11 protein-coding genes, 2 rRNA genes and 1 pseudogene are annotated in these 14,855 nt (G+C 66.1%); all 14 read right to left on the minus strand.

Annotated elements, in window-relative coordinates; genetic code table 11:
- Positions 1-97: 97 nt before the first annotated feature.
- Positions 98-3,237: ribosomal RNA gene (locus ACQ95T_RS14880) — 23S ribosomal RNA — on the minus strand.
- A gap of 456 nt (positions 3,238-3,693) precedes the next feature.
- A 16S ribosomal RNA gene (locus tag ACQ95T_RS14885) occupies positions 3,694-5,217 on the minus strand.
- Together the 16S and 23S rRNA genes form the textbook arrangement of a ribosomal RNA operon.
- Before the next feature lie 388 nt (positions 5,218-5,605).
- Positions 5,606-6,592 (minus strand): zinc-binding dehydrogenase, encoded by a 987-nt coding sequence (locus tag ACQ95T_RS14890; protein ID WP_431473047.1) that lies wholly within the window; start codon positions 6,590-6,592, stop codon positions 5,606-5,608.
- A gap of 9 nt (positions 6,593-6,601) precedes the next feature.
- The gene (truA, locus tag ACQ95T_RS14895; RefSeq protein WP_425943994.1) at positions 6,602-7,459 is read right to left on the minus strand and encodes a tRNA pseudouridine(38-40) synthase TruA; all 858 of its coding nucleotides are present in this window, start codon (positions 7,457-7,459) and stop codon (positions 6,602-6,604) included.
- Positions 7,460-7,546: 87 nt separating this feature from the next.
- Positions 7,547-8,254, minus strand: a complete 708-nt coding sequence (rplQ, locus tag ACQ95T_RS14900; RefSeq protein ID WP_425943996.1) for a 50S ribosomal protein L17 — start codon at positions 8,252-8,254, stop codon at positions 7,547-7,549.
- Positions 8,255-8,285: 31 nt separating this feature from the next.
- Positions 8,286-9,311 (minus strand): annotated as a pseudogene (locus tag ACQ95T_RS14905) (DNA-directed RNA polymerase subunit alpha).
- Positions 9,312-9,578: 267 nt separating this feature from the next.
- Positions 9,579-10,187, minus strand: coding sequence for a 30S ribosomal protein S4 (gene rpsD, locus ACQ95T_RS14910; protein ID WP_425944000.1), 609 nt, complete (start codon positions 10,185-10,187; stop codon positions 9,579-9,581).
- 28 nt (positions 10,188-10,215) lie between these two features.
- The gene (gene rpsK, locus ACQ95T_RS14915) at positions 10,216-10,620 is read right to left on the minus strand and encodes a 30S ribosomal protein S11 (RefSeq protein ID WP_425944002.1); all 405 of its coding nucleotides are present in this window, start codon (positions 10,618-10,620) and stop codon (positions 10,216-10,218) included.
- 91 nt (positions 10,621-10,711) lie between these two features.
- Entirely contained in the window at positions 10,712-11,089 is a 378-nt protein-coding gene (gene rpsM, locus ACQ95T_RS14920) for a 30S ribosomal protein S13 (protein WP_075956886.1), read from the minus strand.
- Between the two features lie 214 nt (positions 11,090-11,303).
- Positions 11,304-11,417 (minus strand): 50S ribosomal protein L36, encoded by a 114-nt coding sequence (gene rpmJ / locus ACQ95T_RS14925; protein ID WP_022925314.1) that lies wholly within the window; start codon positions 11,415-11,417, stop codon positions 11,304-11,306.
- A gap of 91 nt (positions 11,418-11,508) precedes the next feature.
- Entirely contained in the window at positions 11,509-11,730 is a 222-nt protein-coding gene (gene infA / locus ACQ95T_RS14930; protein ID WP_425944005.1) for a translation initiation factor IF-1, read from the minus strand.
- Between the two features lie 187 nt (positions 11,731-11,917).
- Positions 11,918-12,733 carry a type I methionyl aminopeptidase gene (gene map, locus ACQ95T_RS14935; RefSeq protein WP_431473048.1) on the minus strand — a complete coding sequence of 272 codons (816 nt, stop codon included), beginning with the start codon at positions 12,731-12,733 and terminating at the stop codon, positions 11,918-11,920.
- A 77-nt stretch (positions 12,734-12,810) separates the two neighbouring features.
- Entirely contained in the window at positions 12,811-13,392 is a 582-nt protein-coding gene (locus ACQ95T_RS14940) for an adenylate kinase (RefSeq protein ID WP_425944009.1), read from the minus strand.
- Entirely contained in the window at positions 13,392-14,717 is a 1,326-nt protein-coding gene (secY, locus tag ACQ95T_RS14945; RefSeq protein ID WP_425944011.1) for a preprotein translocase subunit SecY, read from the minus strand. The genes ACQ95T_RS14940 and secY overlap by 1 nt, the downstream gene beginning before the upstream one ends.
- Positions 14,718-14,855: the final 138 nt, after the last annotated feature.

Here is a 14,855-nt window from a genome sequence, read left to right on the forward strand (position 1 = left end):
CGTTCCGGGGCCGACCCCCACATTTTGTGGTGGGGGTGGTGGTGGTTCGTGTCTCGGGAACCGTACAGTGGACGCGTAACATCTTCGGGCTTGGGTTTAAGTCAAGTTGTCGGCTTATTAGTACCGGTCAGCTCCACACATTGCTGTGCTTCCACGTCCGGCCTATCAACCCAGTGTTCTAGCTGGGAGCCTCTCACCCACAAGGGGTATGGAAACCTCATCTTGAAGTGTGCTTCCCGCTTAGATGCTTTCAGCGGTTATCACGTCCGAACGTAGCTAATCAGCGGTGCCCTTGGCAGGACAACTGACACACCAGAGGTTCGTCCATCCCGGTCCTCTCGTACTAGGGACAGCTCTTCTCAAGTTTCCTCCGCGCGCAGCGGATAGGGACCGAACTGTCTCACGACGTTCTAAACCCAGCTCGCGTACCGCTTTAATGGGCGAACAGCCCAACCCTTGGGACCGACTCCAGCCCCAGGATGCGACGAGCCGACATCGAGGTGCCAAACCATGCCGTCGATATGAGCTCTTGGGCAGGATCAGCCTGTTATCCCCGGGGTACCTTTTATCCGTTGAGCGACGGCGCTTCCACAAGCCACCGTCGGGTCACTAGTCCCGACTTTCGTCTCTGCTCGACATGTCTGTCTCACAGTCAAGCTCCCTTGTGCACTTACACTCGACACCTGATTACCAACCAGGCTGAGGGAACCTTTGGGCGCCTCCGTTACCTTTTTGGAGGCAACCGCCCCAGTTAAACTACCCACCAGGCACTGTCCCTGATCCGGATCACGGACCGAGGTTAGACATCCAGAACGACCAGAGTGGTATTTCAACGTTGACTCCACGGACACTGGCGTGCCCGCTTCACAGTCTCCCACCTATCCTACACAAGCCGTACCGAACACCAATACCAAGCTATAGTAAAGGTCCCGGGGTCTTTCCGTCCTGCTGCGCGTAACGAGCATCTTTACTCGTAGTGCAATTTCGCCGAGTTCGTGGTTGAGACAGTGGAGAAGTCGTTACGCCATTCGTGCAGGTCGGAACTTACCCGACAAGGAATTTCGCTACCTTAGGATGGTTATAGTTACCACCGCCGTTTACTGGCGCTTAAGTTCAGAGCTTCGCCGCACAAGTGCGGCTGACCCGTCCCCTTAACGTTCCAGCACCGGGCAGGCGTCAGTCCGTATACATCGTCTTGCGACTTCGCACGGACCTGTGTTTTTAGTAAACAGTCGCTTCTCCCTGGTCTCTGCGGCCCTCCGTGCCAACCCGCAAAGGGGTCTCACACGTCGGGCCCCCCTTCTCCCGAAGTTACGGGGGCATTTTGCCGAGTTCCTTAACCACGATTCACTCGATCGCCTTGGTATTCTCTACCTGACCACCTGGGTCGGTTTGGGGTACGGGCGGCTCGGACCTCGCTAGGAACTTTTCTAGGCAGCATAGGATCACCCTTCTTCCCGCATACACGGTCACCATCAAGCCTCGGACACCGATGGGGCGGACTTACCTCTCCCCGGTCCTGCGCTCTTGGACGTGGACTACCATCGCCACGCGGAGGCTACCTTCCTGCGTCCTTCCATCGCTTACCTACTACACGCTCGGGCCACGCGTTCCACCCCCGCTCACCAACCCCCCGAAGGGGACAGGGTCTGCGAAGGCTTCAGGCGCTTAGCATCACATGATTCGGTACTGGGCGGTCCTTCGCCGGTTCCGGAATATCAACCGGATGTCCATCGACTACGCCTGTCGGCCTCGCCTTAGGTCCCGACTTACCCAGGGCAGATTAGCTTGACCCTGGAAACCTTGGTCATTCGGCGGAAGAGTTTCTCACTCTTCTTTCGCTACTCATGCCTGCATTCTCACTCGTGCCGCGTCCACATCTCGATCACTCGGATGCTTCTCCCGCGGCACGACGCTCCCCTACCCAACGACACGCCTGGACCCACCCGCGAAGGGGAGGGCCGGGCAAAGGTGTCGTTGCCACAGCTTCGGTGGTGTGCTTGAGCCCCGCTACATTGTCGGCGCGGAATCACTTGACCAGTGAGCTATTACGCACTCTTTAAAGGGTGGCTGCTTCTAAGCCAACCTCCTGGTTGTCTTCGCAACTCCACATCCTTTCCCACTTAGCACACGCTTAGGGACCTTAGCTGGTGATCTGGGCTGTTTCCCTCTCGACTACGAAGCTTATCCCCCGCAGTCTCACTGCCATGCTCTTACTTACCGGCATTCGGAGTTTGGCTGACGTCAGTAACCCGGTGGGGCCCATCAGCCATCCAGTAGCTCTACCTCCGGCAAGAAACACATGACGCTGCACCTAAATGCATTTCGGGGAGAACCAGCTATCACGGAGTTTGATTGGCCTTTCACCCCTACCCACAGCTCATCCCCTCAGTTTTCAACCTAAGTGGGTTCGGGCCTCCACGCGGTCTTACCCGCGCTTCACCCTGGCCATGGGTAGATCACTCCGCTTCGGGTCTAGACCCAGCGACTCATTCGCCCTGTTCGGACTCGCTTTCGCTACGGCTACCCCGCACGGGTTAACCTCGCCACTGAGCACTAACTCGCAGGCTCATTCTTCAAAAGGCACGCCGTCACCAGCCCACGGGCCGGCTCCGACGGATTGTAGGCACACGGTTTCAGGAACTATTTCACTCCCCTCCCGGGGTACTTTTCACCTTTCCCTCACGGTACTTGTCCGCTATCGGTCACCAGGGAATATTTAGGCTTGGCAGGTGGTCCTGCCAGATTCGTACGGGATTTCTCGGGCCCCGTACTACTTGGGACGTGCGATACGGAGTCGAGAACATTTCGGCTACCGGGGTCTCACCGTCTGTGCCAGGCCTTCCCAGACCTTTCGCCTATGAACTCGATTTCTTACTCCGCACCGGCGTGGTAGCACCGGTACACACACTCCCACAACCCCCCAGCTGCAACCCCTACCAGGTGATCACACAGCTGAGGTTTGGCCTCGTCCGCTTTCGCTCGCCACTACTCACGGAATCACATGTTGTTTTCTCTTCCTGCGGGTACTGAGATGTTTCACTTCCCCGCGTTCCCTCCACGCACCCTATATATTCAGGTGCGGGTGACTGGAGATGAGTCCAGCCGGGTTTCCCCATTCGGAAATCCTCGGATCAAAGTCTGGTTATCGACTCCCCGAGGCTTATCGCAGATTCCCACGTCCTTCTTCGGTTCCTGGTGCCAAGGCATCCACCGTGCGCCCTTGTAAACTTGACAAAAAAGCCACAAAGATGCTCGCGTCCACTGTACAGTTCTCAACACACGACCAGGCCAACCCCAGGCAAACACCACCGCCACACACCCACCACCGGTCCACACCCCGCTCTACGCGAGGCACGCACCGGCACCGGACGGGTACGGCAGCACCCAGGGTCCCGGACGAACCAGAGCAACCAGAAGACCCCCACCAACGGGGGCCGCCCGATCCCTCAGGACCCAACAACGTGTCAGCACCAGCACCAACCACCCCCGCGCCGACCGTTCCACACCCACCCCCCCGAAAAGGGGGACGGGCCGTACCAGGTCAGGACAGCAGGAGCGCCGGTGAGGCGACGGAATATCGATGTTCCACCCGAGCACCCGCCGCGGGACGAACGCCCACGACACGGGCACCAGACCCCAGGCCCACCCCCGAACGGGAACGGACCAGCTGGGGCCAGATGTGCTCCTTAGAAAGGAGGTGATCCAGCCGCACCTTCCGGTACGGCTACCTTGTTACGACTTAGTCCCAATCACCAGTCCCACCTTCGACGGCTCCCTCCACAAGGGTTGGGCCACCGGCTTCGGGTGTTACCGACTTTCGTGACTTGACGGGCGGTGTGTACAAGGCCCGGGAACGTATTCACCGCAGCGTTGCTGATCTGCGATTACTAGCGACTCCGACTTCATGGGGTCGAGTTGCAGACCCCAATCCGAACTGAGACCGGCTTTAAGGGATTCGCTCCACCTCGCGGTATCGCAGCCCTCTGTACCGGCCATTGTAGCATGCGTGAAGCCCAAGACGTAAGGGGCATGATGATTTGACGTCATCCCCACCTTCCTCCGAGTTGACCCCGGCAGTCTCCTATGAGTCCCCACCATCACGTGCTGGCAACATAGAACGAGGGTTGCGCTCGTTGCGGGACTTAACCCAACATCTCACGACACGAGCTGACGACAACCATGCACCACCTGTGTACCGACCTTGCGGGGCCCCCATCTCTGAGAGTTTCCGGGTACATGTCAAGCCTTGGTAAGGTTCTTCGCGTTGCATCGAATTAATCCGCATGCTCCGCCGCTTGTGCGGGCCCCCGTCAATTCCTTTGAGTTTTAGCCTTGCGGCCGTACTCCCCAGGCGGGGCGCTTAATGCGTTAGCTGCGGCACGGACCCCGTGGAATGGGACCCACACCTAGCGCCCAACGTTTACGGCGTGGACTACCAGGGTATCTAATCCTGTTCGCTCCCCACGCTTTCGCTTCTCAGCGTCAGTAGTGGCCCAGAGACCTGCCTTCGCCATCGGTGTTCCTCCTGATATCTGCGCATTCCACCGCTACACCAGGAATTCCAGTCTCCCCTACCACACTCTAGCCTGCCCGTACCCACTGCAGACCCGGGGTTAAGCCCCGGGCTTTCACAGCAGACGCGACAAACCGCCTACAAGCTCTTTACGCCCAATAATTCCGGACAACGCTCGCACCCTACGTATTACCGCGGCTGCTGGCACGTAGTTAGCCGGTGCTTCTTCTGCTCCTACCGTCACGATAAAGCTTCGTCAGAGCTGAAAGAGGTTTACAACCCGAAGGCCGTCATCCCTCACGCGGCGTCGCTGCATCAGGCTTTCGCCCATTGTGCAATATTCCCCACTGCTGCCTCCCGTAGGAGTCTGGGCCGTGTCTCAGTCCCAGTGTGGCCGGTCACCCTCTCAGGCCGGCTACCCGTCGTCGCCTTGGTAGGCCATTACCCCACCAACAAGCTGATAGGCCGCGAGTCCATCCTCCACCACAAAAGCTTTCCACTCCATACCCATGCGAGTTGGAGTCATATCCAGTATTAGCACCGGTTTCCCGGAGTTATCCCAGAGTGAAGGGCAGGTTACTCACGTGTTACTCACCCGTTCGCCACTAATCCACGGTGCAAGCACCGCTTCATCGTTCGACTTGCATGTGTTAAGCACGCCGCCAGCGTTCGTCCTGAGCCAGGATCAAACTCTCCGATAAAAACCAAAACTCTTACCAAAGAACCCAGTTTCCTGACAAACAAACCACCACACCCCACCGGGGGGCAGAAGCGCGGTGGCAAAACAAATACATGGCATCAATAAACTGACACGCTGTTGAGTTCTCAAAGATCGGACACACACCATCAGAACACCCACACAACCGTGCAAGCCTCATCCGGGGCAACCTGTCCAGCGTACCTGATCCGCTCCGGCTCACCGAATCCTCGCGGTGCGAGGAGGTGGGGGTTGGGGCGGCCAGGGAGCTGGCCCGCCGCTCCGCTTCCGCGGGGCAGCGAGGAGATACGTTACACACACCCGGGGGTGCGGTCCAAATCGCCGCCGCCGGCACCTGTTCGACACAGTGGGTGCGTCGACATCAGCGCTGGTCAGAGCGGTTCTGCGACGGTGATCCCGACCTTTCCCCGCACGTCTCCGGCGGCCAAGTGGGCCAGCGCGTCGGCGGCACGCGCGAGCGGGTAGGTGCTGTCGATGGCCGGCCGCAGGCCGGCGGTCTCGACGAAGCGGCACAACCCGCGGAGCTCCGCCAGGGTCCCCATCGTCGAGCCGACCACCCGCAGCTGCTTGAAGAAGATCTTGGTCAGCTCGGCCTTCTCGGGCGCGTCGCCGGAGGTGGCCCCGCAGATGACGATCGTCCCGCCCGGCCTGAGCGCGTTGACCGAGTGCGACCACGTGGCGGCCCCGACGCTCTCCAGGACCGCGTCCACGCGTTGCGGCAGGCGATCCCCGCTGGCGAAGGCGCGGGCGGCGCCGAGCTCGACGGCCGCCCTCCCCTTCGCCTCGTCCCTGCTCGTGACCCACACCGTGAGTCCGGCGGCCGCGCCCAGCTGGACCAGTGCCGTGGACACCGCCCCGCCGGCGCCCTGGACGAGCACGGTGTCACCCGGACGGACGTCGGCGTTGCGGAAGAGCATCCGGTAGGCCGTGAGCCAGGCGGTGGACAGTGCGGCCGCCTCCACCGTCGACAGGTGCGCCGGTGCGGGGGCCCAGCTTCCCTCCCCAGGGACGGCCACCTGCTCGGCGAGGGTCCCCTGGTGGAGCTCGGAGAGCAGGGAACGCCGGGGGTCGAGGGTGACGTCGCCGTCCCAGCCGGGGGTTCCGGCCACCACCGGCAGGACCACGACCGGTCCCTCGTCGGGGTGCCGGACCACGGCGTCGCAGCCCAGGATCATCGGCAGCCGGTCGGCGGGCAGGCCGACCCCCCTGAGCGACCACAGGTCGTGGTGGTTGAGCCCGGCCGCGAGGACGGGGAGCACCACCCACCCCACCCTCTCCTCCGGCGCAGGGCGGTCTCCCACGACGAGCCCGCTCAGCGGGTCCTCGGCGTTGATGGCGTCGACGTAGGCAGCCAGCATGCCGCCAACCTAGCGTGCATCCCGGCCGGGGCCGTGGACCGGCCCCCGGACGGCCCGGCTCTCCGCGGCCCGGGCGGCCCTGGCCTCGTCGGTGTCCGGGTACTCGACCGCCTCGAGGCACAGCCCGTGGGCGGGCATGACCTGCACGCCGGGGTCCCGGACCCCACGCTCCAGCACCTCGCGGGGCCAGGTCGTGGGCCGGCGGCCCTCCCCCACCGCCACCGCCCCGCCGACCAGGGCGCGCACCATGCTGTGGCAGAAGGCGTCCGCCACCAGCGTGGCCCGGAGCGTCCCGTCGTCGTCCCTCTCCCACCGGTAGGACTGCAGGTGCCGTACCGTGCTGGCTCCCTCCCGAGGACGGCAGTACGCCCCGAAGTCGTGCAGGCCCACCAGCCCGTCGACCGCCACGGTCATCGCCTCCTCGTCGAGGCGGTGCCGCCACACGACGGTGTCCCGACGGCGCAGCGGGTCGAGCCGGGTGGGGTCGTCGCACAACCGGTAGGTGTAGCGGCGGCGGACGGCGGAGAACCGCGCGTCGAAGGTGTCCGGCACCTCCCGTGCGCTCCGCACGACCACGTCGGGCGGCAGCACGCCGCGCAGCCGGGACACGAGCGCCTCGGCCGGAACCCGTGCCGACCGACCAGTCACCGCCGCCCACTCGTCGGGGTCCAGGTCGAGGTGGCACACCGATCCGCGGGCGTGCACCCCGGCGTCGGTGCGTCCGCCGACGGTCAGCCGGACCTCAGAGCGGCGCAGGACCGTCGTCAGGGCCCTGCCCAGCTCCTCCTCGACCGTCCGTCGGCCGGGTTGACGGGCCCACCCCGAGAAGTCGGTCCCGTCGTAGGCGAGGTCGATCCGGATGCGCACGGTCCCATCCTGCACCGCCGACGACGAAGGCCGCCCACCCCGGCTCGGGGGTGGGCGGCCTGCGTGGTGCTCAGCGCAGCGACGACGTCACTTGCTGTCGTCGGCCTCCGCCGGCTCCTCGGCGTCGTCCGCCGCCGACTCGTCGGCGTCGTCCGCACCGCCGGAGACCATGGCGGCCTCCGTGGTGTCCTCGGCCGTCTCGTTCTCGCTCACCTCGGTGACCTCGCCGGCAGCGGCGACGTCCACGCCCTGCTCGGCGGCGCTGTCCGCCGCCTCCACCTCGGCCTGGGTCTGGTCGACCGCGGCCTCGTCGGTGGTGGTGGGCTCCTCGGCCTGGAGCTCCGCGTCGGAGATCGGCGCGGCCGCCGCGGCGTCACGGTCCTTCGCCGATCGCCGGGTGGCGCCCTCGGCCTGGGTGACCACGGCCTTGCGGGCCACGGGCTCGCGGACGAGCTCGATGACGGCCATGGGGGCGTTGTCCCCCTTGCGCGGGGCGATCTTCGTGATCCGGGTGTAGCCGCCCTGGCGGTCGGCCATGTCCGGGGCGATCTCGGTGAAGAGGCGGTGCACGACGCCCTTGTCCCGGATGGTGGTCAGGACCTTGCGGCGGTTGTGCAGGTCACCGCGCTTGGCGAAGGTCACCAGGCGCTCGGCGAGGGGCCGGAGCCGGCGCGCCTTGGGCTCGGTGGTGGTGATCCGGTCGTGCTCGAACAGGGCGGTGGCCAGGTTGGACAGCATGAGACGCTCGTGAGCGGCTCCGCCGCCGAGGCGCGGGCCCTTCTTGGGTGCAGGCATGAGATTGACTCCTGGGGTGGAAAATTCGGTATCAGTACTGCTCGTCCTCGACGAAGGCGGCGTCGCCCTCGTCGTCGTAGGACCCGTCCTCGTAGGAGCTCGCACCCTCGAACCCGGGGGGGCTGTCCTTGAGCGCCAGGCCCATCTCGGCCAGCTTGTCCTTGACCTCGTCGATGGACTTGGCGCCGAAGTTGCGGATGTCCAGCAGGTCGGCCTCGCTGCGGCCGACGAGCTCGCCGACCGAGTGGATGCCCTCGCGCTTGAGGCAGTTGTAGGAGCGCACCGTCAGGTCCAGCTCCTCGATCGGCAGCGCCAGGTCGGAGGCCAGTGCCCCGTCCCCGTTGGAGGGGCCGATCTCCACGCCCTCGGCCTCGGTGTTCAGCTCGCGGGCCAGCCCGAAGAGCTCCACCAGCGTCTTGCCGGCCGAGGCCATGGCGTCGCGCGGGCTGATCGAGCTCTTCGTCTCGACGTCGACGACGAGACGGTCGAAGTCGGTGCGCTGCTCCACACGGGTCGCCTCGACCTTGTAGGTCACGGCCAGGACCGGGGAGTAGATGGAGTCGACCGGGATCCGGCCGATCTCCTGCTCCCCCGACTTGTTCTGCTGGGCCGAGACGTAGCCACGACCGCGCTCGACGGTCATCTCGATCTCGATCGTGCCCGACTCGTTCAGCGTCGCCAGGTGCAGGTCGGGGTTGTGGACCTCGACCCCGGCGGGGCGGAGCGATGTCGGCGGCGGTGACGGCACCGGCGCCCTGCTTGCGCAGGTACATCACGACCGGCTCGTCGTGCTCGCTGGAGACGACCAGCCGCTTGAGGTTGAGGATGATCTCGGTGACGTCCTCCTTGACCCCGGGGATGGTGGAGAACTCGTGCAGCACGCCGTCGATGCGGATGCTGGTCAGCGAGGCGCCGGGGATGCTCGAGAGCAGGGTGCGGCGCAGGGAGTTGCCGAGGGTGTAGCCGAAGCCGGGCTCGAGCGGGTCGATGGAGAACCGGGAACGGGCGTCGGAGAGACGACCTCCTCGGAGAGGATGGGACGCTGTGCGATGAGCACGGGTGATCTTTCCTTTCCACGGGCGCCCGCTATATGACGCCTCGTGACACGCACCGGCCTGGGGCCGGTCACCGTGGTCACCTCTGTCCGTGACCGCGGAGGTGAGCTGCACGGTATGAGGTGCAGAACGCCATACCGGGCAGCTCGCGGAGCGAGCCCGGGAAGACCGGCGAGCGAAGCGAGCCCTGGTCTTCCCGGAACAGACGGGGAGCGCGAGCGAAGCGAGCTCCCCGCCTGTGGGGGTGGTCGGGGGCTTGCCCCCGACGATCAGTTCTTGGAGTACAGCTCCACGATCAGCTGCTCGGTGAGGATCGTGTCGATCTGCTCACGCGTGGGCAGCTGGTGGATGAGGATGGTCAGCGAGCCGGGGAGCACCTTCATCCAGGCCGGGACCGGGCGGTCGCCGTAGGTCTCGCGCGCCAGCTGGAAGGGGAACGTCTCGACCGACTGCGGACGGACCTCGACGATGTCGTACTTCTCCACGCGGTAGGACGGGACGTCCACCCGGCGGCCGTTGACCAGGAAGTGACCGTGGGTCACCAGCTGACGGGACGCACGACGGGTGCGCGCCAGTCCGGCGCGGTAGACCACGTTGTCCAGGCGGGACTCGAGGATGACCAGCAGGTTGGCGCCGGTCTTGCCGGGGCGGCGGGCCGCCTCCTCGTAGTACCGACGGAACTGCTTCTCCATGACGCCGTAGGTGAAGCGGGCCTTCTGCTTCTCCTGCAGCTGGGTCAGGTACTCCTTCTCCTGGGACCGGCGGCGGCCGTGCTGCCCCGGCGGGAAGGGACGGAGGTCGAAGTTCTTGTCGCCGCCGACGAGGTCGACCTTGAGCCGGCGGGACTTCTTGGTGATGGGTCCGGTGTAACGGGCCATGATGTAGTTACCTGGTTCCTTCCGGGGCTCAGTTACGGCGCTTCTTGGGCGGGCGGACGCCGTTGTGCGCCTGGGGCGTCACGTCGCTGATCGTGCCGACCTCCAGGCCGGCGGCGGTCAGCGAGCGGATGGCCGTCTCGCGGCCCGAGCCCGGGCCCTTGACGAAGACGTCCACCTTGCGCATGCCGTGCTCCATCGCGCGACGGGCGGCGGCCTCGGCAGCCATCTGGGCGGCGTAGGGCGTCGACTTGCGCGAGCCCTTGAAGCCGACCTGGCCCGAGGAGGACCAGGCGATGACGGCCCCGGTGGGGTCGGTGATGGTGATGATGGTGTTGCTGAACGTGCTCTTGATGTGAGCGTGCCCGACGGCGACGTTCTTCTTCTCCTTGCGGCGCACCTTGCGGGCGCCGGCCTGACGGCTCTTGGGGGGCATTGTCTCTCCTGACGAGGAAGCTGTTCGGTTCGCACCGGCGCCGGGCGGAGCCCTGGCGGGGGTGCACGGGGGGCGGAGCCCCCCGGGGTGATTACTTGCCGGCCTTCTTCTTGCCGGCGACGGTGCGCTTGGGGCCCTTGCGGGTCCGCGCGTTGGTCTTCGTGCGCTGACCGTGCACCGGCAGGCCGCGGCGGTGCCGCATCCCCTGGTAGCTGCCGATCTCCACCTTGCGGCGGATGTCGGCGGCCACCTCACGGCGCAGGTCACCCTCGAGGCGGTAGGCGCCCTCGAGGTGGTCACGCAGAGCGACCAGCTGCTCCTCCGTCAGGTCCTTGACGCGGGTCGAGGGGTCCACGCCCGCTGCCGCCAAGGTCTGGTCGGCGCGGGTGCGACCCACGCCGAAGATGTAGGTGAGGGCGACCTCGACGCGCTTGTCGCGCGGGAGGTCGACTCCGATGAGTCGTGCCATGTGGCAGGTGCTCCTAGAAATCGTGCGAGAGTCTGGTGCAGCACCGGTCCGCATCCTCTGAACTGGGCCGGAGCCCGCGGTCCCCGGCTCTCGCGGCCGGGGGTGACGTCCCGTGTCGACGGGGGTCGGGTGCTGCTTGTTGCATTCGGTATGAAGTTGTGTCGCGCTTCTCGACGTGGCGGGAAGCCCTGCGAGCCGTGCGGTCGTGCTCTGCTCAGCCCTGGCGCTGCTTGTGGCGCAGGTTGTCGCAGATCACCATGACCCGGCCGTGACGGCGGATCACCTTGCACTTGTCGCAGATCTTCTTCACGCTCGGCTGAACCTTCATGGCCTGCCTGCTTTCGGATCTTCGGGTGGTGGATGTGGTGCGTGTGCAGCGAGGGGCCCCTCCCTGCCGGCGGCAGTCGGGGCCCGGGTCGTCAGCGGTAGCGGAAGACGATGCGTCCACGGGTGAGGTCGTACGGGCTGAGCTCCACCACGACCCGGTCCTCGGGGAGGATCCGGATGTAGTGCTGACGCATCTTCCCGGAGATGTGGGCCAGCACGACGTGCTTGTTGGTCAGCTCCACCCGGAAGTTTGCGTTCGGAAGGGCTTCGACAACCGTGCCCTCGATCTCGATGACGCCGTCCTTCTTCGCCATGTCCTCCACTTTTCGCGTGACTGCACTGCATCGACCCAGTCCGGGCCGACGCACCATCGTACGCGAATCGGGGAAGGGAAGGCCAATCCGTGCCGGGCCGCGGCCCGCGGCCCCCGCGCGGCGTCCGTGACGAGCCGGGAACGGTCGTTCGTGACGGGCCCGGGAACGGTCCTCCCGCGGACGGTCGTCAGTCGGACAGGGGGGCGAAGGCCGCTCCCCTGGCCCGCAGCTGCTCCTGCCCGCCGTCCGCGGCGGTGAGCACCCACAGCCCCCCGTCCGTGACGGCGACGGTGTGCTCCCAGTGCGCGGCCCTGCTGCCGTCAGAGGTGACGACCGTCCAGTCGTCGTCCAGCGTCCGGGTCTCGATCGTGCCGAGGGTCACCATCGGCTCGATGGCCAGCGTCGCACCCGAGGGCACGGTCGGGCCGGTGGACGTGACGGCGTAGTTGGGCACGTTGGGGTCCATGTGCATCTGCCGCCCGATCCCGTGGCCCACGTAGTCCTCCAGGATCCCGTAGGTCCCGTAGGTCGAGACCCCCTGCGCGGCGCGACCCTCGAGCGCGGACTCGACGGAGGCCTCGACCGCGTCCCCCACGGCATACAACCGACCCCCGGCGCGCAGCGCCGCGATGCCGTCCCACAGGGCAGCCTCGGTGTCGTCCATGACCGCCAGGTCCTCGGGGCGTCCCCGGTCCCGGCCCCCGACCACGAGGGTGATGGCCGCGTCCCCGTGCCAGCCGTCGACGATCGCCCCGCAGTCGACCGAGAGCAGGTCGCCGTCCGCCAGGACGCGCGGCCCCGGGATCCCGTGGACGACCTCCTCGTTGACCGACGTGCACAGGCTGCCGCTGAAGCCGTGGTAGCCCAGGAAGCTGGGTCGGGCGCCGGCGGAGCGGATCAGGTCCTCGGCGAGCGCGTCCAGCTCACCGGTGCTCACGCCTGCGACCGCCCGCTCCCGGACCATGGCGAGGGTGTCGGCCACCACGAGGCCGGCGCGGCGCATGGCCCGCAGCTGGTGTCGGGCGTCTTGGCCTCGATGGAGGTGCGGCGACGGAAGAGCGACATCGTCGGCGGCCCGGGTCAGGCGGGTCGCCCGGCCGAGGGGGCCAGGGCCGCCTCGATGCGGGCGGTGACCTCCTCGACGGTCCCCATGCCGTCCACCACCCGCAGCAGCCCGCGGTCGCGGTAGACGGCGGCCAGGGGCGCGGTCTCTTCGGCGTAGATGCGCATCCGCTCCCGGACGACCTCCTCGGTGTCGTCGGCCCGGCCCTGCTCCTGGGCCCGTGCGAGCAGCCGGCCGACGACCTCGTCGGTGTCCACGGTCAGCTCGACGACGGCGTCGAGCGCGTGGCCCGACTCCTCGAGCATGCCGTCCAGCGCCTCGACCTGACCGGTCGTCCGGGGGTAGCCGTCGAGCAGGAACCCCTGGCTGGCGTCCGGCTCGGCGAGCCGGTCGCGCACGATGGCGTTGGTGATCTCGTCGGGGACGTAGCCCCCGGAGGCGGTGATCTCCTTGACCTGCAGCCCGAGGGGGGTCTCGTTCTTGATGTTGGCCCGGAAGATGTCTCCGGTCGAGATGGCCGGGATGCCGTGGGCGGCGGACACCAGGGCGGCCTGGGTGCCCTTGCCGGCACCGGGGGGACCGAGCATGATCAGACGCATCAGCGGAGGAACCCTTCGTAGTCGTGCTGCTGGAGCTGGGACTCGATCTGCTTCACCGTCTGCAGACCGACACCCACGATGATCAGGATGGAGGCACCGCCCAGCGGGAAGTCCGCCACCTGCAGCGCGTTGAACGCGATGAGCGGGATGAGCGAGAGCCCCGCCAGGTACAGCGCACCCGGGGTGGTGATCCGGTTGATCACGTACTCAAGATACTCGGCGGTGGGCCGGCCCGCGCGGATGCCCGGGATGAAGCCCCCGTAGCGCTTCATGTTGTCCGCGACCTCGGTCGGGTTGAAGGTCACCCCCACGTAGAAGAACGTGAAGAAGATGATCATCGCGACGTAGAGCAGCATGTAGACCCAGTGCGTGCCCTGCCCGGTCACCCCCATGGACAGGTAGCGGTCCACGAACGTGACCCACTCCGGCGACTGCTGGGCCGGGTCGGTGGGCCGGGCGAAGTTCCCGGCCAGCTGCGGCAGCATGAGGATGGAGCTGGCGAAGATGATCGGGATGACGTTGGCCATGTTCAGCTTCAACGGGATGTAGGTCGAGGTGCCGCCGTACTGGCGGCGCCCGATCATCCGCTTGGCGTACTGCACGGGGATCCGGCGCTGGCACTGCTCCACGTAGACGACGGCCGTGATGATCGCCAGCCCCATGAGCATGACGAGCACGAAGGTCGTCACCGACTTCTGGTAGATGACCGACAGCGAGGACGGGAAGGTGGCGGCGATGGAGACGAAGATCAGCAGCGACATCCCGTTGCCGACACCCTTCTCGGTGATCAGCTCGGCGAGCCACATGATCAGGCCCGTGCCGGCGGTCATCGTGAGGACCATGAGGACCAGCACCGGGATGCCGTCGTCGGGCATGACGCTCGTGCACGTGCCGCCGAAGAGCCGTGCCGGGTCCCGGGCGATGACGACGAGCGTCGAGGCCTGCAGCACCGCCAGCCCGATCGTCAGGTAGCGGGTGTACTGGGTCATCTTGGTCTGACCGGCCTGCCCCTCCTTCTTCAGCTCCTCGAAGCGCGGGATGACCACGGTCAGCAGCTGCACGATGATGGCGGCCGTGATGTAGGGCATGATGCCCAGCGCGAAGATCGACAGCTGCATCATCGCGCCGCCGGAGAAGAGGTTGGCCATGCCGAGCACGCTGCTGGACGCGGTCGCGTTCTGCTGGCACTGCTGGACCAGGCCGTAGTCGATGCCCGGGCTGGGGATGTGCGTGCCCAGGCGGTAGATCGCCATGATCGCGAGCGTGAAGAGCAGCTTGGTGCGCAGGTCCGGTGTCCGGAACGCACGCACGAAGGCGGAGAGCATACGGAGGGTCCTCCTGTGGTCCCCGGGACACGTGGGCCCGGGGGGCGGGCTGGCGCCGGGTGCGGGCGTGATCGCCGACGACGATAACACCCGGCGCTGAGGGGCAGGGAACGGCGGAGCGCCGGTCGCGGCGGGAAC

Origin of the sequence: Ornithinimicrobium carbonis (assembly GCF_050703245.1) — a bacterium.
Lineage (GTDB): Bacteria > Actinomycetota > Actinomycetes > Actinomycetales > Dermatophilaceae > Ornithinicoccus.